This window comes from Haloferula sp. A504 (assembly GCF_044385805.1).
GTDB lineage: Bacteria > Verrucomicrobiota > Verrucomicrobiia > Verrucomicrobiales > Akkermansiaceae > Haloferula.
Genome location: NZ_JBISBU010000012.1, coordinates 1 through 25,378, shown reverse-complemented (window position 1 = coordinate 25,378; position 25,378 = coordinate 1). Strand labels below are relative to the sequence as shown.

Sequence of the window (25,378 nt, the reverse complement as noted above, 5' to 3'; positions counted from 1 at the left end):
CATCAAGGGGCGCTTGGCGTCGTTGTAAAGCTGGCGGTCGACCGGATCCTTCCTCCGAGAAGGCTCCTGTCGGGTTTGTCGGCCGTCTCAGGTGCCTGAAACCGGCTTCAAGGTGAAGGAACTGACGGAGATGCCCTGTTGCGGCGGGTTGTCGCGCCAGAAGCGCAGGGTGTTCACGCCCTCCTTCAGCGTGACCGTGACCGGCTCGGAATCCTGCCACTTGCCGAGCGTGAAGGGCAGCGTCAGCGTGGTCGCGGAGCCGCTGTCATTGACGGCGACGTTGAGCCGCTGGTCGTAGTTGGCGGTGACCACCTTGGCCGTCAGCGAATAGGTGCCGGCACGGGGCGCGTTGACCTGGTATTCGAAACGCGAACTGTCGCCCTGGCTCGGCCCGGTCGGATCGACCTTCGGGCCCTTGGCATAGTAGTCCTTGGCATAAGTGTCCGAGATCCGCTCGCAGACGTTGCCGTAGATGTCGTGGAGCCCCCACGGATTCGGTTTCTTCTGGCCGACCGGATGCGACTTGCCGCCCGAGTTTTCCTTGAACCAGGCATAGTCGCCGAGCGCCGAGGGGTCGTCGCCGAAGAACCACTTGGTGTCCGTGCCCGCGCGGGCGGCATACTCCCACTCCGCCTCGGTCGGCAGGCGCACTTCCTGACCGGTTTTCTCGGCGAGTTTCTCGCAGAATTCGCGGGCGTCCTGCTCGCCGACATTGTCAACCGGATGGTCCGGGCCCTTGGTGGAACGGCTGGGATTGGAACCCATGATCGCTTCATACTGGGCCTGGGTCACCTCGTACTTGCCGAGGTAATATCCCTTGGTGAGCTTGACCTCGTGCTTCGGCACCTCGACGCATTCGAAGCGGCCATCGGTCGTGCGCTCGCCGCCCATGGTGAAGGTGCCGGGTTTGATGTACACCAGTTCCATTTTCACCCCGTTGGCGAGGTCGAGGCTCAATTCCTTCGGCGGTGCGCCGTCAGCAGGCGTCACCGCGGCCCGAAATCCCCAATCGTTGTATCGACCGTAGCCACCGCTGAGCAGGCGCGCCCCGGGAGAGCAGCGCTCGATGCCGTCCTTCCAGGTGCCGCCGCGCAGGATCGTCAGACCCTGGCGGGCGAAACGCGGCAGATAAATCTGCTGGCCGCCGGCGAAGCTGCGCATCACCAGCACGTCCCGCGTGCTGCCGGCGGGCTTGCTGAAGGCGGCGCTGGGAATCGAGATGGTGCCGTCCGCGCCGTAGGCGATCTGCTTGTCCTCAGGCTTGATTTCGGTGGCGAGAAGTTCCTCGGCGACCGACAGCGGCGAGTTGGATTCGCCAAGTTCGGTGCCGAGTGCGGCCAGCGTCTTGGTGCCGGCCTTCTCGATGATCGCGCGCTGGGTGCGGAACGAGAGGGTATACCAGGGGCCGGCCGTGCCCTGGTCGTTCTCGCCGTAGAGCCGCGGTTCCCCCGCAACGTCGCCGGCCCATTGCGCCCGCTTGACCTTCAGGAAGGCGTCGCGGTGGGGACGGGCCTGGGTGGTGGCGACGAAATCGTGGTCGTTCTTATAGCGGGTGCCCGTCCAGCCGCCGCCCCAATTCGGGCCGAGGTTGACGACCCAGCCATCGGGCGTCCAGCGCGCCAGCGCGCCGTGGCCGCGACTGGGCTTGGCAATGGTCGGGATGCCGTGGGCGCGGAGGATAAAGCGCCCGATGAACGCGCGGCGGCCGCAGACTCCGCCATTCATGAGGATGTTCTGGTAGCGCTGCAACTCGGGCCGGTCATATTTCACGTCGCCGGAGCCGTAGCGGACGTCGCTGCCGACAAGGCCGGTGTAGCGCCAGCCGTGGTTCGAGGTGTAGATGTGATCGGGCCGGAAATTGCGCAGCATTTCACGTCCCCACGTCAGGGTCTCGTCGGGTTCGTCGCCATCGACGACCATGCGCAGGCTCCAGACATCCAGCGTGTCGAAGGCCGGGTCGAGTTCGCCGGCGAGATAGGCCTTCTCGTAGTGCAGGTAGCGCTTCACCGGATCGACGGTGTCCGGCGCGTCGGTGAGCGCCGGCGGGTTGTCCTGCTTGACCGGCACCGCGTGTTCCAGGGCGATCGCGAGCGCCAGCCGCTCGAGCACGCCACTTGAGGCCTTCCCGCTGGCCTTGCGGATGTCGGTGTAGATCTCCATCGCGCGACCGTAGTTGCCGTCCTTGGCGCCATCGGCGACCAGCATGCGTTTCATGAGCTGCGGGTCCGAGAGCAACTTGTCGATGAGCGCCGCCTGTTCCTTGCCCTGCTGCGCAAATTCCGCCAAGCCCTTGGGCGTGGCCTCGTGCAGGACGACAAACTTCGCCAACTTCGGGTCGAGCTTGTCACTGGACAGGAACGCGTTCACCTGATCGGTCTTCGCGGTATCCGGCAGCTTGGCGGTGAGTTCCGTGCGCAACTGCTCGAGCATGCGCGCATACTCGGCCTCGTCGGCGGCCCAGGCATTTGCGGCTCCGACCGCGAGGGTGAGGAATGTCAGGAAGAGATTCTTGATCATGTTCATGGTTGGTGGGTTGCCCTCACCGATTGACCATCCTGCCGGGGGCAGCGGGGTTCAAGGCTGGCGAAGGTTACCAACTTCATACACCGCTCAAGAACCGACTTTCCCAAAAAATTTCCGAAGTTTCCTACCCCTGTTTGGGCAGGGTGGGCCTCATCTCCCCTACCCCAGGAAGGAAATCGTCGGGGCGGTCGCGGCAGGTGCGCAGTCCGACACTTGAAGCTCAGGGCGTCGCGCCGATACAACCGGCGCCGGCGCCGGTGCCGATGTCGTAGCCGCTGACCGGCCTGCCCTGCCAGCTTTGGATCTCGCTTGCCCGGCCGTTGCTGGCGGGGTGAAGAAACCCGCCAACTCCCCCGAAATCAGGGAGCGGAACCGATCCGCCGGGCCCGGATGCCGCTGCCACCGATCTTCGTGAAGGTGTCCACCGGACCCACGTTGCCGACGACGACCCAGTAGTTGATGTCGCCGGTTCCGAGGCTGGCGGGGTCGTTGACGTCGCTGACCAGCTTTTGCCACGCGTTCCGCTCATTCGTCTGACGCGGCCCCGGTTGTTCGGTGTTCATCTGCTGGATCAGGAATCCGTGCCGGCCCGCGACCGTGACATGGTGGGTGTTGCGGTAGGTGCCAATCCGGCCGAAACGCGAGGCGTGGTTGGCGGTATTGAACTTGATGCCATGAATGTTGCTGGCGACCACGATGTTGTCGGCGTCGGTGTGCTCGTTGACCACGATGCCGGTGTCGTAGCCGGTGACCAGGACGTTGCGCAGGATGGTCAGTGCGGCGTTGTTGTTGGCCGGCGTCACAAGGCCGGCTTTGCCGTGCGTCGGCTGGGAGGCCTGCACGTTGTACACGCCGGTGGAAACCACCACGTTTTCCAGCCGACATTGCGCGGCGTGGTTGAGGTCGATGCCGCTGATACGAGGATTGTCGTAGGTCCGGACATTCAGGTTACGGATCACCACGTAAACCCCGGAGAAGCCCATGTAGAGATTCCCCGGGGGTGCCGAGATTACTGCGGCGCCGGAAGTCTCCAGGCTTTTGACGATGGTGCCGCCGTTCTGAGGGGGAAACGACCCGATGGTACCGAAGACCGGCGTCGGTTCGCTCTCGCCGACGATCTCGATCGTGATCCAGCCCGGTCCGCCCTGCGGCGGGATGATGATCCGGCCGCGGTAGACGCCGTCGGGAAAATACATCCTCCCGCCGCCCGCCGCGATGACCTTTTCGATGCATTTCGCAAACGCGGCGGTGTTGTCGGTGCTGTCATCACCCACCGCGCCGTAGTCGGTGACGTTGAAGGTGGCGGCGTGGACGGGGACGAGTGGCACGAAGAGCCATGCGACAATCAAGGTAAGAACAAATCCGGAATTCATCGGCTTGGATGGCTGGGTGGAGATTCGGGCACTTCGCGGCGCGTGTGGTTCGGCTCCGGGATCATTTGCGGCCAACATCCGTATTCTCCGCACGGGGCACGATGTTGAAGGTCATGATCCGGACCTGGTCCGCCGCGGTCCGGGCCGCGCAAGGGAGGGCCGGCAGGATAAGCGCGGCCAGGAAACCGGTGCCCCGCGCCGGATGCTCCGCGCGTTCTCTCGTGAGAAACTCCCCGCAGCCGCCCTCCCGAGCGGCGCGGGAAGCTTCATATTCCAGTGCCATGAAATCTTGTGGCATTCCCCCGGCGGAACGGCAAGGGGTCACTCGGCCCCGAGCAACCCGACCATCGCCGCGCCCATGGCCTCGCCGACGTTCATGTAGGTTTCGGCGTTGCCGTTGTAGTGGCCGTTCGAGCTGCCGCCCATGCTCAGCGGGTGGCTGTACACGGTGGCGACGTGACCCTTGAACTCGGGATGCTTCTCCGCATCGCTGATCGCGAACATGGCATTGAGGATCTTCCCGTCGTTGCCTTCGGCACCCTTCTCGGTCTGGCCGAGGGTGGCGCAGACGAACTTCGCCTGCGGCGCGTCGAACTCCTTGCGAAGCGCCTTGATCAGCTGGACGAGGTTGGCCTCGTAGCGGTCTGCCCAGACATCGCGGTAGCGGTCCTTGTCGCCCTGCCACCAGAAGAAACCGGCGACCTCGTATCCCTTGGCATCCGGGTAGTATTTGTCGAGCTGCTTGAGCACCCGTTTGGCGGCATCCACATCGGCGTCGTACTGGGTGCCGGCATACCAGCCGCTGGTCGGCGGCTCGGTGCCCTTTTCCCAGATTCCGAATCCCTTGTAGCCGGCGTGGACCATCGTCTTGCCCTTTTCCTCGAACTCGAAGGGCTCGCTGCCGGGCGGCAGCAGGTCGAAGCCGAGGCAGCGGTTGCCGATGCAGCTCTTGAGGATCAGCACCGGGGCGTCGATGGCGTGGCCGAGCTGGTGGCCGATGCCGAACTCGGGGCCGATCTTGCCGTCGCCCTCGATGCTCAGCCACTCGTTGTTGAAGTGGCGGTTGTTCATGACGCGCGCGTAGCGGACGTCCTTGCGCTCGGTCCACTTGCCCTGGTCATCGACGAGATAGGGATACCTGCCCTTCTCCTTCACGGCATGCGCGAGAGTGCCGTCCTTGTCGCCATTGACGTTGCCGGCGCCGACCATGTTCGACTGGCCCATCAGGATGTAAACCTGGACCGGCTTGGTCATGTCGGCCGGCTTGCCGTCCGGATCGGGGAGCTGGTTCTCAGCCGCGGTGGCGGCGGTGATGGCGAGGCTCATCGCGGCAACGATGCCGCAAGTTCTCAGGATGTGATGCTGTTTCATGGTGGACGGTGAATGGATGATGTGGTTCTCGATCGAGCCAAACCACATTACCCGGACCGACCGTCGGATTTTCCAAGAATTCTGACGACCGCCTACCCAAGTGCGGGCAGGCGTCGGCGTCGGCACGTATCCATGGAAAGGGCCCGGCCATGCGCTCGAAATGCGGTGCCTGTTTCCGCGTGGACCAGGTCATTCGAAGCCGGCTTCTTTCGTCAATCATCAACCTTGCGGCGACGGCGCACCGCCGTTTCACGGCCATGCTTCCCTCGGCGGGCAATGGAGACCATCAGAACGCCTTCGGCCACCTCGGCGCCGGCCTCCCCGATGACAGTCGGCTCGGTTATGGGTTGAGCGGCGGATTGGGGGTAGGATCACCCCAGTGCTCAACCCGGCGGCGGAATCCCGACGAGCGCCTCGCGCAGCCGCGGGCGGGTGCCGTGTTGCGAGAACCCGTTTTCGATGTAGGCGGTGTCGAAGGTTTCCGGGCCCCGAACGGAGTGCACGTCGCGGGCGTCATCGAGGTCCTTGTTGCGGCACTCCCGCAATCTTCATTTGCATCGACACTTTCCCATCATTGGGCAGGTTTGGCACATGTCCGAGCTGACGATTCTCTCGCCCTCCGAACAAGTGGCGGCGCATCTGCGCGAGGAGCTGTTGCGGGGGCGCTGGGGAGAAACCATGCCGGGGGGGCCGTCGCTGGCGGCGGCCCTGGGAATCGACAAGAAGACGGTCGAGGCGGCGTTGGGCCTGCTGGAAGAAGAGCGCCTGTTGGTTCGGCAAGGGCCGGGCCGGCGGCGGCGCATCGAACTGCCGGCGAACGTCGCACCGCCGTCCCTGCGGCTGGCGATCCTGAACTATGAACCGCTGGCGCAGGTCGAAGCCAAGGTTTTCCTGCTGAAGCAGAAACTGATCGATGAGGGGCACACCGCGTTCTTCGCCGAGAGATCCCAGATGGAGCTCAGATTCGACGTGCCCAGGATTGCCCGGCTTGTGGCGCAGACTCCGGCCGATGCCTGGATCGTCCACAGCGGATCGCGGGACGTCCTGGCGTGGTTCGCGGAGCGGGAGACTCCGGTCTTCGCGATGTTCGGGCGCCGCAGAACACTGCCCATCGCCGGTGCCGGCCCGGACCATCCTGCCGCATGCCGCGAGGCGGTCCGGCGGTTGATCGAACTGGGACATCGCCGCATCGTCGTTCTCGCCCGCGAAAGCCAGCGGGCGGGAGGGCCGGGGGCCGCCGAACGCGCCATCTTCGAGGAAATGGAGTCCCACGGAGTGCCGACAGGCTCGTACAACCTGCCGGACTGGGAGGATTCTGCGGAAGACTTGCGCCGGGTGCTTGACGAACTGTTCCGGGTCACCCCGCCCACCGCCTTGATCATCGACGAACCCTTTCTCTTCCATGCGGTCAAGGAGCACCTCGAACGCCGTGGAGTCGGCATCCCGGAGCAGGTTTCCGTGATCTGTTCGGAGCCCGATCCGACCTTCGCCTGGCTCACCCCCTCGGTGGCCCACATATCCCACGATGGCGACCTCATCGAGCGTCGCATTCTGCGCTGGGCCAACAGCATAGCCCGTGGAAGGGACGACCGGCGCCAGACGCTGACCAAGGCCGAGTTCGTCGATGGAGGAACGATTGGCCCGGCCAATCCGCGACAGGTTTGATCCGGCATTTCGGACGGATTTCGGACAATCTCACGTCAAACGGTGCGCCACCATGCGTCACCGCCCAAACCACGACCCGCAAGAATCCCCATGAACACGAAAAAAGACGCACAGAGCCCCATTATGGGACCAGATGGCGGAGAGAGTGGGATTCGAACCCACGGTGACATCACTGCCACGCTCGATTTCGAGTCGAGTGCCTTCGACCGGACTCAGCCATCTCTCCGTTTCACTCCGTGCTGCCTTTCGTCCGGTTCCCGGATTGTCTCGCCTTCGGCAAGACCACACCAGACAGCGCTTCGCGAATATGTGGAAAGCCGCTGAACGCGGCAAGCGTGTTCAGCCATCTCTCCGTTGTCCCGTTGGACGGGGCGCGGGTTTTAGCAACCCCTCGCCTCTTGTAAAGCCCCCGATTGGGTCGATGGTTCTCCAAACCGGAAACCCTCATGCCCCGGCAGCCGTCCATTCAGGAAATCGAGCACGGCGGCGACATCCATCTCGCCACGCTGGAGGCCCGTAACCGGATCCTGCGACAGCCGCTCGGATTGCGGCTCACCGAGGAAGACACCCGGGGCGAGCAATCCCAGCGCCACTTTGTGATTCTGGACCATGGCCGTCCCCTGGCCGGGGTCGTGGCCAGGGCCACGGAGCCGGGGGAAGTGCGGTTGCGCCAGATGTGGGTGGAACCCGATCTCGCCGGGATGGGACTCGGCAGGGCCCTGCTTGAGGGGGTCCTGGCCAGACTTGCCTCCGAAGGAATCGGGCAGGTGGTGCTGCACGCCCGGAAACCGGTGCTCGGCTTCTACCAAAAGTGCGGCTTCCGGGAAGAAGGCCCCGAATTCACCGAAGTCGGCATTCCCCACCGCCGGATGCGGCGACAGCTCAATCCGGAAAGACAATCGCCCGGTTGCCATCGATGATCGTGCGGTCGTTCACGTGGTAGCGGATGCCACGCGCCAGGGCCGCACGCTCGCAATCGCGCCCGAGGCGCACCAGGTCCTGCGGCGAGTGGAAGTGCTGCACGTGCTCGACCTGCTGCTCGACGATCGGACCCGCATCGAGATCGCTGGTGACGTAGTGGCAGGTGGCCCCGATGAGCTTCACGCCGCGTTCGTAGGCCTGGCGGTAGGGATTGGCCCCGATGAAGGCCGGCAGGAAGCTGTGGTGGATGTTGAGGATGCGGCCCTCGTAGTCGCGGCAGAAATCCTCCGGGAGGATCTGCATGAAGCGGGCGAGCACGACCAGTTCGACATCTTCGTCGGCAAGAATCGCCCGGATCCTCTCGAAGCCCGCGGCCTTGGCTTCACCCGCCATTTCGATGTGGTGAAAGGGCAGCCCCGATTGCTCGGCGACCGGGCGGCAGTCGTCACGGTTGCCGATCACCGAGGTGATCTCGACCGGCATTTCGCCGAGTTCGGTGCGCCACAGGATCTCGCGCAGGCAGTGGTCGGTCTTGGTCACCAGCACCGCCGTGCGCATCTTGTAGGGCAGGCGGCGGAAATGCCACTGGGCATCCAGCGCCCGGCCCAGGGTGCCGAAACCATCGATGAAGTCGCCGACCTCGACTTCGAGGCCGCTGGTCTCGATCTCCAGGCGCGCAAAGAATCGCGAGCTCAGCTTGTCGGAGAACTGCGCGAACTCGACGAGGTTGCCCGAATAGCTCGCGACGTAGTTCGAGACTTTGGCGACAATGCCGGGCTGATCGGGGCAGCTCAGCTTGAGGATCAGTCCGGGTCGGGCCATGGCGGGCGGCATTCAGACCCACCTACCGGCGATTGCCAAGCCTCAGGGCAGTGTCGAATGCGCCGATACCAGCGCCGGACCGGCTTCTTCGGGCGACGGGGCCTGCAGCGCGGTGGGCACCACGGGAGCCGGCGGATCTTTTGCAATCGGATTCTGCAGCGCGAAAATCACGTTACCCACGAAGAAACCCACCATCAGCATGGCGGCGGAGATCACCCAGGGGCGGGTCGAGGGCGCGGCGTCGAGCGGCTCGCGGCGGCGTGGCCTCGGCGGCGCGGCCCGCCGCGCTGTCCGGGGCTCGCCGGCCGGGGCCCCAAAGGCTTTGGCGGGCTCCTCCTCATGCAACTCGGCGATCGCCAGCGAGACGAAGGGCGATTCCTCCACCGTTCCGGCAAACTCCCCGTCCCGGCCGCGGTAGCAGTTGGTCGCATGGCCCACCGTCAGCGGCCCAACGAGCAGATGGCGCACCGCGGACTCGTTCACGAACCCTTGGGGAGCACGATCCACATGGGAATCCAACTCGTCGGAGGAGACCGGGAGCGGATGAAGATCATTGGGGAGAATCATCGCCTGTCTGATTGCTTCAAAAATACGAACAAACATACGGCAGGGTCAATGATCAATTTATCTTAAACATTGGCTCCGCTCCCGATTTCTTTCGGGAAAAGACCTGACGCGGACCGACGGGCGATGCTTGATGGGGCTGATGAATGCTTGCGTCGTATTGACCGTCCTCGCTCCGGATCGCCCGGGGATCGTGAAGGCCCTGTCCGAAACCGTCGCCGCCCATGACGGCAACTGGCTCGAAAGCCGGATGGCCCGCCTCGCGGGGCACTTCGCCGGCATCCTCCGGGTCGAATGCCCGGACGACCGTGCCGATGCCCTGATCAAGGCGCTCGAGTCCCTCGAAGGGGTCTCGATCCAGGCGACCCGCGAAGAACCCGCATCCACCCCCGAGGTCGAGTTGGTGAAGCTCGAGGTCGTCGGCAACGACCGACCCGGCATTGTCCGCGAGCTTTCGGCGGCGATCGCCGCGACCGGGGCGAATCTCGAGGAACTCCAGACGACCCTCGAGAGCGCACCCATGGCCGGACACCCCATCTTCCAGGCCCGGGGCACCGTCGCCTTGCCCGAGGGGCTGTCATCCAGCGACCTGATCGCCGCCATCGAAAATCTCGGCGCCGATCTCTCGGTGACGGTGGAGTAGGTAGCCTCGTTAGTGTAACTGGTAGTTTTAGAAACCGCAGATTAGGGGGATTGCGCAGATTAACCAGAGACCAGAAAATCTGCGCAATCCGTTTAACCCCCCCAATCCGTGGTAGGTTGCAGGATCCAGCTCTGGTAGATCATAGCTCCTCTGTAAGGTAGCCCACTCTAGAACCTCAGAAAGTTCTCCAGCATCTTCTTCCCCTGCTCGGTGAGGATGGACTCGGGGTGGAACTGGACGCCGTGGACCGGATCCTGCTTGTGGCGCAGGCCCATGATCTCCCCCTCCCCGGTCCAGGCCGTGATCTCGAGGCAATCCGGCAGCGTGTCCCGCTTCACGATCAGCGAGTGGTAGCGCGTCGCCTCGAAGGGGCTCGGCAGCCCGGCGAAGACACTGCCGCCCTGGTGCAGGATGGGCGAGGTTTTGCCGTGCATCAACCGGTCGGCCCGCACCACGTCGCCGCCATACACCTGGCCGATCGACTGGTGGCCGAGGCAAACTCCGAGGATCGGCGTACTTGCACCCAGTTCACGGATCACGTCGCAGGAGATGCCGGCTTCGTTCGGCGTGCACGGGCCGGGCGAAATGCAGATCCGCTCGGGACCCAGCGCCTTGACCCCTTCGACGTCGAGCGCGTCGTTGCGCACCACCTTCATCTCCACCCCCAACTCGCCGAAATACTGGACGAGGTTGTAGGTGAAGGAGTCGTAGTTGTCGATGATCAGCAACATGGTCGCGGGAGTTCGGCGCTCTGAGTTTGGAACTTGGAACTTCTTACTTGGAACTTCAGTCGAGGGTTTCGGCGAGGGCGATGGCGCGGAGCATGCCCTTCGCCTTGTTGACCGTCTCGTTGTACTCGTAGGTCGGGTCGGAGTCGGCCACCACGCCGGCACCGGCCTGGACGTAGGCCTTGCCGTCCTTGAGCAGGCAGGTGCGCAGGGTGATGCAGGAATCGTGGGAACCGTCGAAGCCGAAGTAGCCGACCGCCCCGGCATAGGCGCCCCGCTTGGACTTCTCGAGCTCGTTGATGATCTGCATGGCCCGGATTTTCGGGGCACCCGAGACGGTGCCCGCCGGGAAGGTCGCGCGCAGCACGTCGTAGGCGCTGTGGCCGGGTGCCAGCGTGCCATGCACGTTCGACACGATGTGCATCACGTGGCTGTAGCGCTCGACGATCATGAAATCATCCACGACCACGCTGCCGTGGGCGGCGATGCGGCCGACGTCGTTGCGGGCAAGATCCACCAGCATCAGGTGCTCGGCCCGCTCCTTCGGGTCGGCGAGCAGGTCGGCGGCCAGCGCATCATCCTCCTCCGGGGTTTTCCCGCGCCAGCGCGTGCCGGCGATCGGGCGGATGTCGATGCGGCCCTCGATCGAGCGCACGTGGACCTCGGGCGAGCTGCCGACCAGCGAGAAGCCCTCGAGTTCGAGGATGAACATGTAGGGCGAGGGATTGACGTGGCGCAGCGAGCGGTAGAGGTCGACCGCCGACCGGGTGAACGGCGTCTCAAACCTCTGGCTCGGCACGAACTGGAAGACGTCGCCGGCCGCGATGTATTCCTTTCCGCGGAGCACCATGGCCTCGTATTCGGCCTGGGTCGTGTTGCTGGCGGCCTCGCCCGGCTCGACCGCGGCGAGACCGTTCAGGGCCGGCACGTGGAGCGGACGGTTGAGCATCTCGACCATGGCCGCGATCCGCTCGCGGGCGGCGACGTAGGCGTGCTCGGGGTCCTCGTGCTCATCGAGGATCGCATTGGCGATGACCTGGACGCGGCGCAGCTTCTGGTCGAAGACCACCAGGGTGTCGGCCAGCATGAAGACGGCGTCCGGCACGCCGAGCTGATCCGCCGGCGGCTCGGAAATGGTCGGCTCGAACTGGCGGACCGCATCGTAGGCGAGGTAGCCGACGAGTCCGCCGCAGAAGGGTGGCAGGTTGCCATGGACGACCGGCTTGTAGGGTGCCATGTGGCGCTCGAGGGCGGCCAGCACGTCGTCGCCGACCGTCTCGGTGGTCGCCTCCCCATCCTCACGGACCGTGATTTCCTTGCCGCGGGCCTCGATGATGCGGCGCGGGCCGCTGCCGAGGATGGACCATCGCCCGCTCTTGTCGGTGCTCTCGGCACTTTCCAGCAGGAAGGACGCCCGCCCGTCGCGCACCTTGAGGTACGCGGACAGGGGCGTCTCGAAGTCCGCGGCGAGCTGCGTGTAGAGCGGGACGACATTGCCCTGCTTCGACAGCTCGGCGAACTCCTCGAGCGACGGTTCGATCGGGATCGGCTTCACCTGCGGCGGAGTGTGCCCGGGAAGGCTCCGGGTGCAAGCCTCGGGGAAGAGGAGCGCCGATTATGAAATCGGCATGCGCAGGGAAATCGATGGAGAATGCGGGTGCGGTGCGCCCCTCCCGGACGGCGCGGGGCCGGGTGACCGGGCGGTGCCGATTTCATCATCGCCCCCCTACCTCTCCTCGCCACCGACCAGGGTCTTCCAGACGCCGAAGTCCGGATCAAGCAGCACGATGTCCGCATGGAATCCCGGCTCGAGTTTCCCGAAACCCTCCAGACCCAGCGAGCGGGCCTGGTTCCACGAGGTCGCCTTGACGAGCTGGTGCAGCGGCATGCCGGTGATTTCCGCCACGTGCCGCAGGCCGTGGTTGAAACGCAGCGCCGAGCCGGCGAGCGCCCCGCCCTGCTTGAGGCGGGCGGCCCCGTCCTTCACCACGACTTCCAGGCCACCGAGCATCACCTCGCCGTGATCGATCCACGACGCGGCCATCGAGTCGGTGATGATCATCAAGCGGTCGATGTCCACCCGCTCGAAAAGCATCTTCAGCATGTCCGGGCAGAGGTGGATGGTGTCACAGATCAGCTCGATCATCAGGGAGTCGTCGAGCAGACCGGCACCGACGACGCCGATCTCCCGGTGGTGCAGCGGGGTCATCGCGTTGCCGAAATGGGTCAGGTGCCGCAGTCCGGCGTCCTTGGCCTCCATCACCTGGGCGCAGGTCGCCGCGGTGTGGGCGGCCGAGCAGGTGATCCCGGCACCGGCAGCCTGGCGGATGAAATCCACGGCACCGGGAACGTCGGGCGCGACCGAGACGATCAGGGCCGGCGCGATCGCGTGGAGCGCCGCCAGCTCCTCGAAATCCGGCTCGCGCACGAACTCGGGATTCTGTGCCCCGGCCTTCTCGACGTTGATGAAGGGTCCCTCGACATGCAGCCCCGGACACCGCGTGAAGCTCGGGTCGGCGATGTACTCCGCCACCGTGCCCACGATGCTCTGCAGCTTTTCCTTCGGCTGGGTCAGCGTGGTCGGCAGCCAGGTCGTCACGCCCTCGCGCAGCTTGCGCTCGGCGATGTGGCGGATGCCCTGCAGGTCGTCGTCGCAGACATCGTGGCGATCGGCGCCGTGCGAGTGGATGTCGAAAAAGCCGGGCATCGCCATCCGGCCGGCGGCATCGATCACGCGATCCGCCGGCGGTGCCGAACCATCCTCGATCACCGCCGAAATCCGGCCGTCCTCGATCATCAATGAAGCCTGTTCGATTTCCCGATCAGGAGAAATCAGGTGGGTGTTCTGAATCAACGTCTTCATGGTTTTGGAGAAAAGTTTCAGTCCGTCCGCAGCAGGTTCCGTCCGCTCCAGAGGTAGTTGGCGCCGGAAATCACCGTAAGCGCCAGGGCCAGCCACAAGGAGGTGGGGATCAGCCAGCCCGAAGGGTCGGCGAGCTTCCAGAGGAACTCCGCCACCGGCCCGCGCTCCGTGATTTCCGAAAAGGCCATCCAGACCAGTGCGGTGATGATGAAGATCAGCTGGAAGGTCGTCTTCCATTTCCCGAGATTGTCCGCCGCGAGGACCTGACCCGCCTCGATCGCGATCTGGCGCAGGCCGGTCACCAGAAACTCGCGGCCGATGATCACCGCTGTCACCCACACCGGGGCGAAGCCCTCCACCGACATGAAGACGAAGGCGGCGCAGACCAGAATCTTGTCGGCCAGCGGGTCGAGGAGCTTTCCGAGAGGCGTGACCAGCCCCATTTTCCGCGCCAGGTAGCCGTCGAGCCAGTCGGTGGCGGCGGCCACCGAGAAACTGACCAGGGCCGTCATTTTCCCGCCGAGGCCCTCGAAACCCATCGCCACGACGAACACCGCGGTGAGGACCAACCGGGACAAAGTGATGGCATTCGGCAGGTTCACGGCCCGGACTGTGGGAAATGCACGCCCCGATGGCAACAAGGGGTTGCGCCCGGCCCGCCCGTCCCCTAAACCCCGCGAGCTGTCATACAGCTTTTCGACCTATGAGTAACAGTGACTTCGGCCTCATCGGCCTGGCCGTGATGGGCCAAAACCTCGTCCTCAATGTGGAATCCCGCGGCTTCAAGGTCTCGGTGTACAACCGCACCACCGAGACGATGGAAAAATTCGTCTCCGACCACCCGGACAAGCAGATCGTCGGCCTGAAAACCCTCGAGGAGTTCGTCCAGTCCCTCGCCAAGCCGCGCAAGGTGATGATCATGGTCAAGGCCGGGGGACCGGTCGACAAGGTGATCGAGTCGCTGATCCCGCTGCTCGACGACGACGACATCATCATCGACGGCGGCAACTCGCTCTACACCGACACCGAGCGCCGCGACGCGTGGTGCTCGAAGGAGAACCTCCGCTTCATCGGCGCCGGCGTGTCCGGTGGCGAGGAAGGCGCGCGCAAGGGTCCGTCCATCATGCCCGGAGGCCCGCCCTCCACCTGGGAGGTGATGAAGCCGATCTTCGAGAGCATCGCCGCCAAGGTCGACGGAGTCCCCTGCGTGACCCACATCGGCCCCGGCGGCGCGGGCCACTTCGTCAAGATGGTCCACAACGGCATCGAGTACGGCGACATGCAACTGATCTGCGAGGCCTACAACATCTTCAAGGCCGCCGGCTTCTCGAACGAGGAACTCGCCGACATCTTCGCCGACTGGAATGCCGGCGACCTCGAGTCGTTCCTGATCGAGATCACCGCCAACATCTTCAAGCAAAAGGACCCGGAGACCGGAAAGGACATCGTCGACCTGATCGTCGACAAGGCCGGTCAGAAGGGTACCGGCCGCTGGACGATGATGGCGGCCGTCGAGCAGGCGGTGCCGCTCTCGTGCATCGGCGGCTCGGTCGAGGCCCGCATCCTCTCGTCGATGCGCGACCAGCGGATCGCCGCCTCGAAGATCCTCACCGGCCCCAGCAACGCCCAGTTCGACCTCGACTCGGTGTCGAAGGAAAAGCTGGTCGGCATGGTGCGCGACGCGCTCTACGCCTCGAAGATCGTTTCCTACGCCCAGGGCCTCGACCTGATCACCAAGGTCGGCGCCGACAAGAAGTGGGGCCTCGACCTCGGCGCGATCGCCCGCATCTGGCGCGGCGGCTGCATCATCCGGGCCCGCTTCCTCAACCGCATCACCGAGGCCTACGAGGCCGATCCCGGGCTGACCAACCTGATGCTCGCGCCCTTCTTCACCGACATCCTCACCCAGACGCAGGCGAACTGGCGCGAGGTCGTCGCCCTCGCGGTGCGCAGCGGGATTCCGACGCCGTCGTTTTCCGGCTCGCTGGCCTACTACGACAGTTACCGTAGCGAGCGTCTGCCGGCCAACCTGCTCCAGGCCCAGCGCGACTTCTTCGGCGCCCACACCTACGAGCGCCTCGACAAGCCCGAGGGTGAGTTCTTCCACACCGAAGACTGGCCCGAACTGATCGATTGACCGGCCGCAGGGCTGCTTCAGAAAACCCACGAACGGCCGGGCCTCGCCCCGGCCGTTTGCGTGTCGATCCACCCCGCATTGACAGTGGCGGGCGATGCGGGAAGATGGGTCCATGAGCCGGAAATCCGTCGGGATCACCCTTCTCGCCATCGGCAGCCTCAGCATGATGGGCGGCATCACCTCGATCGGCTGGGGGATCTCGAAGATGGTCTCGTCCTTTCAGACCATCGCCACCTTTGAAGCGCCGGGCTCGACCCTCTTTGAGGTGACCGAGCCGGGCACCGTCACGCTGTGGCATGATTTCGAAACGATCCACAACGGCACGACCGTCAACCACCCCTCCTCGCTTCCGGGAGGCTTCACCTTCGAACTCATCGACCCGGTGCGCGGCCCCCAGTCATTGAGTTACCACTCGAGCGCAACCATGTCCTCGGGTTCGGTCCAGCGCATGGCCGTGGGATCCTTTCAAACCCCGGAGGCCCAAAGCTACGAAATCCGCATTGACGGTCCGGAGCCACGCATCTTCTCGGTGACGGAAGGAGGGACCATGGCGGGCGTGGGTGGATTCCTTGGAGGCATGGGCATCGGCATGGTTTGCGGCTTCGTCGGACTCGGACTAGTCATCGCCGGGGTCGTCATCCTGATCACCAGCAAACGGCCGAGCCCACCGGAACAACCCCAACGGGGCGACGGTTGACAGCCCCGGGCGCGAGCCCGCCCGCTCCTCTCCCGCCTGCGGATCACTTCGCGCTCGTCGGCCCGCCGAGATGGCGCTGGAAGAACTCGACCCGCTTGCGCTTGGCGTATCCCGACTCGCCCACACCGTGCCCGGCGCCGGGAAAGCGCAGGTACTCGAAGTCCTTGTCGGCCTTGATCAGCGCATCGACCACCTGTTCGGTCGACGAGGGATCGACGTTGGTGTCGAGTTCGCCGACGGTCAGCAGCAGCGCGCCCTCGAGCTTTCCGGCGTGAGTCACGTTCGAGTTGTCGGCGTAGTGCGGCCCGACCGGCCAGTCCATCCACTGCTCGTTCCACCAGATCTTGTCCATGCGGTTGTCGTGGCAGCCGCAGTCCGCCGCCGCCGCCCGGTAGAACCCCCCGTGGAAGAGCAGCGCCGCCAACGCGCTTTGGCCACCCGCCGAGCCACCGAAGATCCCGACCCGCGACAGGTCCATCTGCGGGTATTTCTCCGCCGCCGCCTTCATCCACCCGATGCGGTCGGGAAAGCCGGAGTCCTTCAGGTTCTTGTAGCAGAAATGGGAGAACTCCCGGCTGCGGTGGTTGGTTCCCCGGCCATCGATCATCACCACGATGAAGCCGTAGGCCGCGACCTCGTGCATCGGCCGCATCCACGGCCGCCAAGACTTCGGCACGAAGGCATCGTGCGGTCCGGCGTAGATGTGCTCGACCACCGGATAGCGCTTGCCCGGATCGAAGTCCGGCGGCTTCACGATGATGCCGTGAATGTCGAACTTCCCCTCGCGGTCCTTGGCGACGAACGGCTCGGGCATTTCCCAGCCGGCCTCGCGCAGTGCCGCGTCGTCCGCCTCTGCCAGAACCATGACGAGTCCGCCGTCCGACCACCGCCGGAGTTCCGTCACCGGCGGGTGGTCGATCCGCGACCAGCGGCAGGTGAAAAACCGCCCGTCCGGTGAACGCTCGAAGCGGTCGTGGGTGCCGTCGGCCCCGGTCAGCACCGTCAGTTTCCCGTCATCGATCCCGACCCGCGCATAGTGGAGATAGTAGGGATCCTGCCCCTCATGGTAGCCGCCGATGATGATGAGCAATTCACGGGCCTCCTCGTCCACGTCCACGACCTCCCGGACCACCCACTCGCCCTTGGTGAGTTGGCGCTTCACCGAGCCGTCTGCCCCGTCCAGCAGGTAGAGATGCCGCCAGCCGTCGCGTTCGGACATCCAGATCACCTCGGCCCCGTCATCGAGGTCGTGGCGGAAGCTGCCACCGAAGACGAAGACGTAGGTCTCGCTCTCCTCGTCGACCGCGATCCGCTGCCCGCCCGTTTCGCTGTCGACCTCGATCACCCGGAACGTGCCGAAGCCGCGCTCGATGAATTCGAAGCTCAGGCGCTTCCCGTCGGCCCGCCAGGCGAGATGCCGGCAGCTGAATGGATCCGCGATCAGGGAGGGATCCGGCGCGATGGGTTCCCGCCCGTCGGTGAAGCCGATCCACGGCGCCCGGGTGTCGATCTCGTCGCCCGGCTTCGGGTAGCTGCGGGTGAAATGCTTCGGCTGGAGCTGGTCGTCCGGTGCCGAATCGACGTAGTGGACCTGCCGGTCATCGAAGTCGCGGGTGCGCCAGATTGCGAACCGCGACGAATCGGGCGTCCACAGCGGTTCGTCGCGGAACACGAAGCCCTCCTCGGCGGCGATCACCTCCACGCGATCGCCGCCGCTGATCCGGACCAGCGCCCCCTTCTCGACCTTCAGCTCATGTGTGCCGTCCGGCGACTTCCAGCCGGGTCGACCGGTCTTTGCACGCGGCTCTTGGCTGGCCGGCTTCGGCGGTGCCTCGGCCTCAGCCAGTTTCCCCTCGCTCCAGCGCCTCCAGCCATCCTTCGTCTCGAGCAGCAGTGAGCCTCCCGGTTCCAGCCGAAACGACTTCCACGGAATGCCCGGGTCAATGACCTCACCCTGCCTGCCCTGCAGCGGATCGACCGGCACCAGCACCCGTCCTTCCGGCGTTTCCCGCTCGATGACCAGGTCACTCCCGCCCGGAGCCCACGCCACTTCGACCTGCGCGTTGGGAACTTTTGTCTCCGAAATGCGAAACCAGTCCCCGGTTTTGCGATTGAAGGCTTCGGTGCCGCCGTGTTCCGCCAGGACCGGGGCCGCCAGCAACAGTGCAAGAATCCAGTCTGGACGCATTGTTTCAGAAAAGCTAATCATACTCCGCCATGAAGACACCCTTCTACGCCCTGGTCGCCGCCATCTTTGCCTTGGGCAGCATTTCCTGCAAAACCTACACCGAGAATGCCTACGTGGCCTCCGGCTACGACGCCCGCGACGCCTACAAGCTCGGCTTCCGCGATGGCAGCGCCGACCGGGCCGCCGGTCGGGCTCACAATCCGCACATCAACGAGCCTCACGAAACGCCCGCCGCCTTCCGCAAGGACTACCTCTGGGGCTACACCGAGGGCTACAAGCAGGGCTACGCCGGCAGCAAGTAAGCGCGGTCAATCCCGGCGGGTGAGCAGCAGCGCCCCGCGGATGCCGGCCTGCTGGCCGTGCATCGGCGGCACGACGAAGGGACGATTCTCCGCCAGCGCCGGGAAGTAGTCGGCCGTGCGTTCCCGCACGATTTCCTCGACACGCCGGTGGAATCCCTCCGCCTGGGACACCCCACCGCCGATCACCACCCGCGCCGGGTTCACCGTCGCGAGCAGCACCTGCACCGCCTGGGCCAGGTAGTCGCACTCGAAATCCCAGGCCTGATGGTCGGCCGGCAGGTCCTTGGCTTCCTTTCCCCAGCGCTTGGCAATCGCCGGACCGCTCACCAGTCCCTCCAGGCAGTCGCCGTGGAAGGGACACACGCCCTCGAAGTCATCGCCGGGCGATTTTCTCGGCAACCAATGGCCGAACTCCGAGTGCAGCACGCCATGAATCAGGCGCCCGCCGCTCAGGATCCCGGCCCCGAGCCCGGTGCCGATCGTGATGTAAACGACATCCTCCAACCCATCCGCCTCCGCCAGCACGGCGGCATTCACATCCGTCTCGATCGTCACCCGCGCTTCCGGAAAGGCCTTGCCCAGAGCCCCGGTGATCGAAAACCCGGCCCAGCCCGGCTTCGGCGTCGCCAGCATCGAACCGTAGTCCGGCCGGTTTTTCGTCACGCTCACCGGCCCGAAGGCCGCGACCCCGATCGCCCCGGGCACCCCCCGCTCCCGCAGCCAATCGATCGCGGTCGCGAAGGTTTCCGGACCGTCGGTCGTCGGGTAGCGGTTTTCCTCCAAAACGGTCCCGTCGGACTCCCCGACGGCGACCACGGTCTTGGTCCCTCCCATTTCAATGCCTGCGATCATGCCGATGACCGAACCACAGCCCGCCGGAGTCCGCAATCCCCGGCAGCCACCGCGCATTCCTTACTGAACCCTAGACAATCACCGCCCTGGTCGCTAACTCGCCCCCGTCATGCCAGTCGCTACTCCAGAACAATACGCTGCAATGCTCGATGCCGCCCAGAAGGGTGGCTACGCCTACCCGGCCATCAACGTCACTTCGCTGCCCACCATCAATGGTGCCCTCAAGGCCTTCGCCGAGGCGAAATCCGACGGCATCATCCAGGTTTCCACCGGTGGCGGTGAATTCGCCTCCGGCACCGCCGTCAAGGACGCCGCCTTCGGTGCCATCGTGCTCGCCGAGGCCTGCCACATGCTCGCCGAGAAATACGACGTCCTCATCGGCCTCCACACCGACCACTGCCACCCGGCCAAGGTCGACGGTTTCCTCAAGCCGCTGCTTGAGTATTCCCGCAAGCGCATCGCCGAAGGAAAGGGCCCGCTGTTCCAGTCGCACATGTTCGACGGCTCGGTCGTCCCGCTTGAGGAAAACCTCGAGATCTCCAAGGGGCTGCTCAAGGAGTGCGCCGAACTCGGCATCATCCTCGAGGTCGAAGCCGGCTGCGTCGGCGGCGAGGAAGACGGCCACGACACCTCGGGCCTGCCGATCGACAAGCTCTACACGACTCCCGGCGACATGCTCGAGGTCTACGAGGCCTTGCAGCCGATCGGCCGCTTCATGTTTGCCGCGACCTTCGGCAACGTCCACGGTGCCTACAAGCCCGGTGCGGTGAAGCTCAAGCCGACCATTCTCCGCGACGGCCAGAAGGTGGTCATGGACAAGCACGGTGCCGAAGCTGAGATGGACCTCGTCTTCCACGGCGGTTCCGGAACTTCCAGCGAGGACCTCCAGGAGACCCTCGACTACGGCGTGGTGAAGATGAACATCGACACCGACACCCAGTACGCTTTCACCCGCCCGATCGTCACCCACATGTGCGAGAACATCGAGGGTGTCCTCAAGATCGACGGCGAAGTCGGCATCAAGAAGGTCTACGACCCCCGCTCCTACATCAAGAAGGGCGAACAGGGCGTCTGCGACCGCCTCAAGCAGGCCTGCGACGAACTCAAGTCCACCGGCCACACCATCTGCGGGAAGGTCTGAGGAGCGCGGCTTCTTGTCCTCCAGAGCTCGCAGAGCGACGGAGGATGCAAGCCGCTTCCACAGCCTGCGGCAGCGGGTTACCTCCTCCGCCAAGGCTACGGCAGGCCAGGTCAAACCCGCTCTCCCCTCTTTCAAAGGCCCGGCACCCGCCGGGCCTTTCTCCGTACGGACCGCGAACTTCCCTGGCCCCCGTAGCCTTGGCTTGGATGTTCGCCCCGACCTTCGGCACGGTGGCCGGCACGTTGAAGGCGCTTGAGACCCTGGAAAAAAGTGCCCGGCGGGACGAGTTCTGAGAACACCCGAAAACGAAGCTTGATTCACCATCCCGAATACCCGGAATAGGCGGTCGAGCCGTGAAAATCACCACCCTCGGAGAGCCGCGCTTTCCCTCACCCCTCCGCCGCTCGGTCCGCGACGACCTGCGTCTGCCGGCCGACATCGTTCTCGACCCGAAGAATCCTTCGAAGGCGTCGCTTTCCTTCGAAATCGCAGGGCCGCGCGAGAAACTGTTCTTCGATCCCGCGAAGACGCGCGCCGGCATCGTGACCTGCGGGGGCCTGTGTCCCGGACTGAACAACGTCATCCGCTCGCTCTACCTCGAACTCCATCACGCCTATGGCGTGAAGGAAGTGCTCGGATTCCGCGGCGGCTACCAGGGACTGGATCCGGACCTCGGCCTCGAACCCTATGTACTCGACACCGACTTCGTCGACTCGATCCACACCGAGGGCGGCACCGCGCTCGGCACTTCGCGCGGGCCGGTCGACATCGGCAAGGCCGTGGAAAACCTGATCCGCCTCGGCGTCGACATCCTGTTCACGATCGGTGGCGACGGCACCCAGCGCGGCGGCAACGCCCTCTACCAGGAAGCCCGCCGACGCGGCCATCCGCTGGCAGTGGTCGGCATTCCCAAGACCATCGACAACGACGTCGCCTTCGTCGCCCGGACCTTCGGCTACCTCACTGCCGTCGAGGAGGCGGAGAAGGTGCTCAACTGCGCGCACGTCGAAGCCCGCAGCGTGCGCTTCGGGGTCTCGCTGGTGAAGCTGATGGGACGCAACGCCGGCTTCATCACCGCCGGTGCCACCGTGGCTTCGCAGGACGTGAATTTCGCACTGGTGCCGGAGGTCCCCTTCAAACTCGAGGGCGAGCGCGGATTTCTCGCGGCCCTCGAGGACCGGCTGCTGCGTCGCGAACACGCGCTCATCGCGGTGGCCGAGGGCGCCGGCCAGGACCTCCTCGAACAGGAGGCCACCGAGCGGGATGCCTCCGGCAACCTCAAGCTCGGCGACATCGGACCGTTCCTGCGCGACCGCATCAAGGAGCACTTCCGCCAGCGCGGCATCCCGGTGGTGCTGCGCTACATCGATCCCAGCTACATCATCCGCAGCACGCCCGCCGACGCCGAGGACTCGATCCTCTGCGACCGCTTCGCCCGCAACGCGGCCCACGCCGCGATGGCCGGCAAGACCGGACTGGTGGTGGGTTGCCTGCACGACCGCTTCATCCATGTCCCGATCGAAATGCTGGCGACCGAGAAGAAGCAACTCGACCCCGACGGCCTGAGCTGGGCCGCCGTTCTGGCCGCCACTGGACAACCGGCGAAATTCGGCTGACGGCGAGCCGGCCCGCCTCCTTGCCAAGACCGCATCGAGCGGATTGGATCAGGCATGCGCGAATACGCCTACAACCACGAGAAGGGCAAGCTCCCGCCGACGCTGGCCCGGATCGATTTCCTCAACGAGGTCGACCGCAAGGCGCTCGACGCGATTCTCAACAACAGCGCGCTGGTCGAGTTCGAGTTCGGCGAAACCATCGTCCGCGAGGGTGACGACTCCCGGGAATTCTACATCCTCCTCAAGGGCGAGGTGCAGGTGGCCAAGGACGGCAGGCCGGTTGCCCTGGTCAGCCGGCAGGGAGAGCTTCTCGGCGAGCAGGCCGCGCTCAAGGGCGGCAACCGCTCGGCATCGCTCACCGCCGCCACCCATTGCTTCCTGCTGAAGGTGAAGCCGGAGTTCCTCGACGACCTCTCCGGCCGCCAGCGCACCGCCTACGAACTGGTTCTCTACCGTTTCCTGAGCGAACTGCTCGCCCGCCGCCTCGACAAGACCTCCGAACGGGTCGCCGAACTCGAGGCCAAGCTGGGCGACCAGCCGGGCACGGGACGCTGACCGGGGCGCCAAGCACCGCCCTGCCGCCACCCCTTTTCCTTGCCACGGACACCGCCGTCCCCTTGCCTGCCGCCCGAGGCCATGCACGACCCCAAGACCCACCAGGAGCATCCGCTCGCCAACATCCTCATCAACGTCCTGATCCCGGTGCTCGTGCTGAGCTACCTGAGCAAGGACCCGGCGCTGCAGGAGCAGCTTGGCAAGGACGCCAAGCCGTGGCACATCGGCCCGCTCAAGGCGATGCTCGTCGCGATCGCGCTGCCCTTCGGCTACGGCGTCTGGCACTTCATCAAGACCCGCAAGGCGAACTTCTTCTCCGGCCTCGGCTTGTTCTCCGTCCTGCTGACCGGCGGGCTCACGCTTTACCTCTGGAACAAGGACGGCAGCGTGAAGGAACACGCCGGCCTGCTCTTCGGACTCAAGGAGGCGATGATCCCGCTGGTGCTCGGTGTCGCGATCTTCCTCTCACGCCGCAGCGCGACGCCCCTGCTCAACGTCTTCCTCTACAACGACTCGCTTTTCGACATCCCGAAAATCGAGAAACGCGTCGAGGAGCACGACAATCAGCCGGGCTACGAAAAGCTGCTCGACCAGGCCAACGCGATGTTCGCCGGATCGTTCTTCCTGAGCTCCGCGCTGAACCTGGTGATGGCGCTCTGGTTCTTCAAGGGCTTCGACCGCTCCGCAACCGATGCCCTCGAGGTTTACAACGGCATCATCGGCAAGCTCACCGGCTGGGGCTTCGCGATCATCGGCATCCCGCTGCTCGCGATCATGTTCCTCATCCTCAAGCGCCTGATGGGCGGACTGTCCGCACTCACCGGCCTCAAGGACGACGAGATCCTGCTGCCGAGGTGATAGGGAGAAGGGGTTTCCAACCCCTTACTTGATGCGCCCTCGACCGTTGCAAAGGGGCAGGAAGCCCCTTCTCCCTATTTGCGCTTCCGGTCCCACGGATTCGCCGCGCGGGGTTCGTAGCGGGGCCGCGCATCCTTTTCCGGCAGGGAGGCCACCACCTTGCGGAACTTCTCCAGTGCCGCCCGGTGCGCGGCTTGGTCGCTGTCGATCAGGTTGGTCTCTTCAAAGGGATCCTCATTGAGGTCGTGGAGCCGGATGATCTTTCGTTCGCTCGACACCCAGACCTTGTGGCACTTGTCACGGATGACGCGGGTCGCGAAATCCACCTTCCCCCGTACTCCCTCCGCGTCGAGCACCGCCGGACCATGCCCGAGGGCCATGATCCACTCGCGGCCGCTGTCCTTCGCCTTGCCGAGAATCACCGGCGCGATCGAGACGCCGTCGATGTCCAACTCCTCCGGCACCTTGCCTCCTCCGAGTTCGACAAAGGTCGGCAGCAGGTCCGAGAAATCCGTCAACGCATCGGTCTCCACCCCGGCCGGAACCCGGCCCGGTGCATTCACGATGAAGGGCGCACACACGCCGGCCTCGTTCTCCTTTGCCTTCCCGCCCTTGACCTTGCGGCCGTTCCGCGTGCCGGTCACGCCGCTGCCCGAGCCATTGTCGGTGGTGAAGATGACGACCGTCCGGTCCCGGAGCCCGAGTTCGTCCAATGCGGCGACCAGCCGGCCGACGAGCTTGTCGACGTGCCTTACCATCGCCTTGTGCTTGGGGAGATTGCCCTCCGCATCGGGTTCATCGGGCGTCGTGGTGAAGGGCCCGTGAGGCAGGACCATGGGAAAATACAGGCACATCGGCTCGTCCCGATGATCCTTCATGAAGGAAATCAACCGGTCGGCAAAGACGTCCGGACCGAACTCGCCCTCCAGGGTCCGGCTCCCCTCGGGCGTGTGGACGTAGGGATCAAAGTAGCGATCGGCACTCGCCTTCACACCGGTCTCGTAGCCGGTCCACATCGCCCAGTCGTCGAAGCCGTGCTTCTTCATCGCCTGGGGCTCGATCCGGAAGTCGTTGATCTGCCACTTGCCCGCCGCGCAGGTGGCGTAGCCGAGATCCTTCATCAGCCGGGCAAAGGTCATGTTCTCCGGCTGCTTCCAATCGAAGTAGCCGACTCCCCATCGCGGCACGTCCCAGTGGTTCACCCAGCCGTTGCGCCAGGGGTAGGTGCCAGTCAGCAGGCTTGCCCGCGACGGCGTGCACTGCGGCATCGACCAGGCGTTGTGAAATTTCATGCCACCCGCCGCCAGGGTGTCGATGTGGGGCGTCTCGATGTCTTCGGCACCGTAGCAGCTGATCCATTCCTTCCCCAGATCATCGGCCATGATGAAGAGGATGTTGGGTTTTGGAGAGGAAACGTCTGCCTGAACTTGCGATAGCAAGAGCAGCCCCATAGCGGGAAGGACGCGAACCAGGTTGCGGAGAATCATGATCGGTCCCTTACGGAGTGGGCAGATGGCAACTTCCATCGCCGTGGAGGACCGCCGATGATGAAATCGGCC

22 protein-coding genes and 1 tRNA gene are annotated in these 25,378 nt (G+C 64.9%); 10 read left to right on the top strand and 13 right to left on the bottom strand.

The features are described 5' to 3' along the window. Positions 1-87: 87 nt before the first annotated feature. The 3 genes from ACG2LG_RS08155 to ACG2LG_RS08145 all read right to left on the bottom strand — a co-directional run bounded on the left by ACG2LG_RS08155 (position 88) and on the right by ACG2LG_RS08145 (position 5,267). Positions 88-2,523 (bottom strand): SUMF1/EgtB/PvdO family nonheme iron enzyme, encoded by a 2,436-nt coding sequence (locus ACG2LG_RS08155; RefSeq protein WP_396257968.1) that lies wholly within the window; start codon positions 2,521-2,523, stop codon positions 88-90. Between the two features lie 359 nt (positions 2,524-2,882). Continuing rightward, positions 2,883-3,896, bottom strand: a complete 1,014-nt coding sequence (locus tag ACG2LG_RS08150; protein WP_396257966.1) for a glycosyl hydrolase family 28-related protein — start codon at positions 3,894-3,896, stop codon at positions 2,883-2,885. 321 nt (positions 3,897-4,217) lie between these two features. Beyond that, on the bottom strand, positions 4,218-5,267 hold the full coding sequence (locus ACG2LG_RS08145) for a sialate O-acetylesterase (protein ID WP_396257964.1): 1,050 nt from the start codon (positions 5,265-5,267) through the stop codon (positions 4,218-4,220). A 591-nt stretch (positions 5,268-5,858) separates the two neighbouring features. Here ACG2LG_RS08145 and ACG2LG_RS08140 point away from each other — a divergent pair. Further along, positions 5,859-6,932, top strand: a complete 1,074-nt coding sequence (locus ACG2LG_RS08140; protein ID WP_396257962.1) for a substrate-binding domain-containing protein — start codon at positions 5,859-5,861, stop codon at positions 6,930-6,932. 134 nt (positions 6,933-7,066) lie between these two features. Here ACG2LG_RS08140 and ACG2LG_RS08135 read toward each other — a convergent pair. Continuing rightward, a tRNA-Ser gene (locus ACG2LG_RS08135) sits at positions 7,067-7,158 on the bottom strand. A gap of 220 nt (positions 7,159-7,378) precedes the next feature. Here ACG2LG_RS08135 and ACG2LG_RS08130 point away from each other — a divergent pair. Continuing rightward, positions 7,379-7,852: a GNAT family N-acetyltransferase gene (locus tag ACG2LG_RS08130; RefSeq protein ID WP_396257961.1), complete on the top strand. Its 474-nt coding sequence runs from the start codon at positions 7,379-7,381 to the stop codon at positions 7,850-7,852. On the opposite strand, the gene purU is transcribed toward ACG2LG_RS08130, so the two are convergent. Both purU and ACG2LG_RS08120 read right to left on the bottom strand, forming a co-directional pair. Then, the gene (gene purU / locus ACG2LG_RS08125) at positions 7,815-8,675 is read right to left on the bottom strand and encodes a formyltetrahydrofolate deformylase (RefSeq protein ID WP_396257959.1); all 861 of its coding nucleotides are present in this window, start codon (positions 8,673-8,675) and stop codon (positions 7,815-7,817) included. The genes ACG2LG_RS08130 and purU overlap by 38 nt on opposite strands. Before the next feature lie 42 nt (positions 8,676-8,717). Continuing rightward, positions 8,718-9,278 carry a hypothetical protein gene (locus tag ACG2LG_RS08120; RefSeq protein ID WP_396257957.1) on the bottom strand — a complete coding sequence of 187 codons (561 nt, stop codon included), beginning with the start codon at positions 9,276-9,278 and terminating at the stop codon, positions 8,718-8,720. A gap of 103 nt (positions 9,279-9,381) precedes the next feature. On the opposite strand from ACG2LG_RS08120, the gene ACG2LG_RS08115 reads away from it, so the two are divergent. Next, positions 9,382-9,882 (top strand): glycine cleavage system protein R, encoded by a 501-nt coding sequence (locus ACG2LG_RS08115; RefSeq protein WP_396257956.1) that lies wholly within the window; start codon positions 9,382-9,384, stop codon positions 9,880-9,882. Positions 9,883-10,049: 167 nt separating this feature from the next. Here ACG2LG_RS08115 and ACG2LG_RS08110 read toward each other — a convergent pair whose 3' ends face one another. From ACG2LG_RS08110 to pgsA, 4 genes are all read right to left on the bottom strand, one after another. Beyond that, on the bottom strand, positions 10,050-10,613 hold the full coding sequence (locus tag ACG2LG_RS08110; protein ID WP_396257954.1) for an anthranilate synthase component II: 564 nt from the start codon (positions 10,611-10,613) through the stop codon (positions 10,050-10,052). A gap of 55 nt (positions 10,614-10,668) precedes the next feature. Continuing rightward, positions 10,669-12,165: an anthranilate synthase component I gene (gene trpE / locus ACG2LG_RS08105; RefSeq protein WP_396257952.1), complete on the bottom strand. Its 1,497-nt coding sequence runs from the start codon at positions 12,163-12,165 to the stop codon at positions 10,669-10,671. Positions 12,166-12,336: 171 nt separating this feature from the next. Continuing rightward, positions 12,337-13,473 carry an N-acetylglucosamine-6-phosphate deacetylase gene (nagA, locus tag ACG2LG_RS08100; RefSeq protein ID WP_396257950.1) on the bottom strand — a complete coding sequence of 379 codons (1,137 nt, stop codon included), beginning with the start codon at positions 13,471-13,473 and terminating at the stop codon, positions 12,337-12,339. Positions 13,474-13,490: 17 nt separating this feature from the next. Beyond that, a complete protein-coding gene (gene pgsA / locus ACG2LG_RS08095) occupies positions 13,491-14,075 on the bottom strand; it encodes a CDP-diacylglycerol--glycerol-3-phosphate 3-phosphatidyltransferase (RefSeq protein WP_396257948.1) in 585 nt (194 codons plus the stop codon). A 101-nt stretch (positions 14,076-14,176) separates the two neighbouring features. On the opposite strand from pgsA, the gene gnd reads away from it, so the two are divergent. Together gnd and ACG2LG_RS08085 are read left to right on the top strand one after the other, a co-directional pair. Beyond that, positions 14,177-15,610 carry a decarboxylating NADP(+)-dependent phosphogluconate dehydrogenase gene (gnd, locus tag ACG2LG_RS08090; RefSeq protein WP_396257946.1) on the top strand — a complete coding sequence of 478 codons (1,434 nt, stop codon included), beginning with the start codon at positions 14,177-14,179 and terminating at the stop codon, positions 15,608-15,610. Positions 15,611-15,722: 112 nt separating this feature from the next. Further along, entirely contained in the window at positions 15,723-16,307 is a 585-nt protein-coding gene (locus ACG2LG_RS08085; protein ID WP_396257945.1) for a hypothetical protein, read from the top strand. 43 nt (positions 16,308-16,350) lie between these two features. Here the strand turns inward: ACG2LG_RS08085 and ACG2LG_RS08080 are convergent, their stop codons facing one another. Then, positions 16,351-18,495: a prolyl oligopeptidase family serine peptidase gene (locus ACG2LG_RS08080; protein WP_396257944.1), complete on the bottom strand. Its 2,145-nt coding sequence runs from the start codon at positions 18,493-18,495 to the stop codon at positions 16,351-16,353. A 29-nt stretch (positions 18,496-18,524) separates the two neighbouring features. Between ACG2LG_RS08080 and ACG2LG_RS08075 the strand changes: the two genes are divergently transcribed. Continuing rightward, positions 18,525-18,797 carry a hypothetical protein gene (locus ACG2LG_RS08075; protein WP_396257942.1) on the top strand — a complete coding sequence of 91 codons (273 nt, stop codon included), beginning with the start codon at positions 18,525-18,527 and terminating at the stop codon, positions 18,795-18,797. A gap of 6 nt (positions 18,798-18,803) precedes the next feature. On the opposite strand, the gene ACG2LG_RS08070 is transcribed toward ACG2LG_RS08075, so the two are convergent. Beyond that, the gene (locus ACG2LG_RS08070) at positions 18,804-19,649 is read right to left on the bottom strand and encodes an ROK family protein (protein ID WP_396257941.1); all 846 of its coding nucleotides are present in this window, start codon (positions 19,647-19,649) and stop codon (positions 18,804-18,806) included. A 109-nt stretch (positions 19,650-19,758) separates the two neighbouring features. Between ACG2LG_RS08070 and fbaA the strand changes: the two genes are divergently transcribed. The 4 genes from fbaA to ACG2LG_RS08050 all read left to right on the top strand — a co-directional run bounded on the left by fbaA (position 19,759) and on the right by ACG2LG_RS08050 (position 23,819). Continuing rightward, on the top strand, positions 19,759-20,790 hold the full coding sequence (gene fbaA / locus ACG2LG_RS08065; RefSeq protein WP_396257939.1) for a class II fructose-bisphosphate aldolase: 1,032 nt from the start codon (positions 19,759-19,761) through the stop codon (positions 20,788-20,790). A gap of 353 nt (positions 20,791-21,143) precedes the next feature. Then, complete coding sequence (locus ACG2LG_RS08060) at positions 21,144-22,406, top strand: ATP-dependent 6-phosphofructokinase (RefSeq protein ID WP_396257937.1); 1,263 nt, start codon at positions 21,144-21,146, stop codon at positions 22,404-22,406. Between the two features lie 54 nt (positions 22,407-22,460). Continuing rightward, positions 22,461-22,961, top strand: coding sequence for a Crp/Fnr family transcriptional regulator (locus tag ACG2LG_RS08055; RefSeq protein ID WP_396257936.1), 501 nt, complete (start codon positions 22,461-22,463; stop codon positions 22,959-22,961). A gap of 81 nt (positions 22,962-23,042) precedes the next feature. After that, on the top strand, positions 23,043-23,819 hold the full coding sequence (locus ACG2LG_RS08050) for a VC0807 family protein (protein WP_396257934.1): 777 nt from the start codon (positions 23,043-23,045) through the stop codon (positions 23,817-23,819). A gap of 74 nt (positions 23,820-23,893) precedes the next feature. Here the strand turns inward: ACG2LG_RS08050 and ACG2LG_RS08045 are convergent, their stop codons facing one another. Continuing rightward, positions 23,894-25,270 carry a sulfatase-like hydrolase/transferase gene (locus ACG2LG_RS08045; protein WP_396258129.1) on the bottom strand — a complete coding sequence of 459 codons (1,377 nt, stop codon included), beginning with the start codon at positions 25,268-25,270 and terminating at the stop codon, positions 23,894-23,896. Positions 25,271-25,378 lie beyond the last annotated feature (108 nt).

Coding starts and splice junctions, on each gene's coding strand:
- ACG2LG_RS08150 (WP_396257966.1), bottom strand. CDS start 3,896: ATGAATTCCGGATTTGTTCTTACCTTGATTGTCGCATGGCTCTTCGTG.
- purU (WP_396257959.1), bottom strand. CDS start 8,675: ATGGCCCGACCCGGACTGATCCTCAAGCTGAGCTGCCCCGATCAGCCC.
- ACG2LG_RS08075 (WP_396257942.1), top strand. CDS start 18,525: ATGAAGACACCCTTCTACGCCCTGGTCGCCGCCATCTTTGCCTTGGGC.
- ACG2LG_RS08080 (WP_396257944.1), bottom strand. CDS start 18,495: ATGCGTCCAGACTGGATTCTTGCACTGTTGCTGGCGGCCCCGGTCCTG.
- ACG2LG_RS08055 (WP_396257936.1), top strand. CDS start 22,461: ATGCGCGAATACGCCTACAACCACGAGAAGGGCAAGCTCCCGCCGACG.
- ACG2LG_RS08140 (WP_396257962.1), top strand. CDS start 5,859: ATGTCCGAGCTGACGATTCTCTCGCCCTCCGAACAAGTGGCGGCGCAT.
- ACG2LG_RS08155 (WP_396257968.1), bottom strand. CDS start 2,523: ATGAACATGATCAAGAATCTCTTCCTGACATTCCTCACCCTCGCGGTC.
- gnd (WP_396257946.1), top strand. CDS start 14,177: ATGAGTAACAGTGACTTCGGCCTCATCGGCCTGGCCGTGATGGGCCAA.
- ACG2LG_RS08145 (WP_396257964.1), bottom strand. CDS start 5,267: ATGAAACAGCATCACATCCTGAGAACTTGCGGCATCGTTGCCGCGATG.
- ACG2LG_RS08045 (WP_396258129.1), bottom strand. CDS start 25,270: ATGGGGCTGCTCTTGCTATCGCAAGTTCAGGCAGACGTTTCCTCTCCA.
- ACG2LG_RS08085 (WP_396257945.1), top strand. CDS start 15,723: ATGAGCCGGAAATCCGTCGGGATCACCCTTCTCGCCATCGGCAGCCTC.
- ACG2LG_RS08120 (WP_396257957.1), bottom strand. CDS start 9,278: ATGTTTGTTCGTATTTTTGAAGCAATCAGACAGGCGATGATTCTCCCC.
- nagA (WP_396257950.1), bottom strand. CDS start 13,473: ATGAAGACGTTGATTCAGAACACCCACCTGATTTCTCCTGATCGGGAA.
- ACG2LG_RS08070 (WP_396257941.1), bottom strand. CDS start 19,649: ATGATCGCAGGCATTGAAATGGGAGGGACCAAGACCGTGGTCGCCGTC.
- fbaA (WP_396257939.1), top strand. CDS start 19,759: ATGCCAGTCGCTACTCCAGAACAATACGCTGCAATGCTCGATGCCGCC.
- ACG2LG_RS08130 (WP_396257961.1), top strand. CDS start 7,379: ATGCCCCGGCAGCCGTCCATTCAGGAAATCGAGCACGGCGGCGACATC.
- ACG2LG_RS08115 (WP_396257956.1), top strand. CDS start 9,382: ATGAATGCTTGCGTCGTATTGACCGTCCTCGCTCCGGATCGCCCGGGG.
- ACG2LG_RS08050 (WP_396257934.1), top strand. CDS start 23,043: ATGCACGACCCCAAGACCCACCAGGAGCATCCGCTCGCCAACATCCTC.
- ACG2LG_RS08110 (WP_396257954.1), bottom strand. CDS start 10,613: ATGTTGCTGATCATCGACAACTACGACTCCTTCACCTACAACCTCGTC.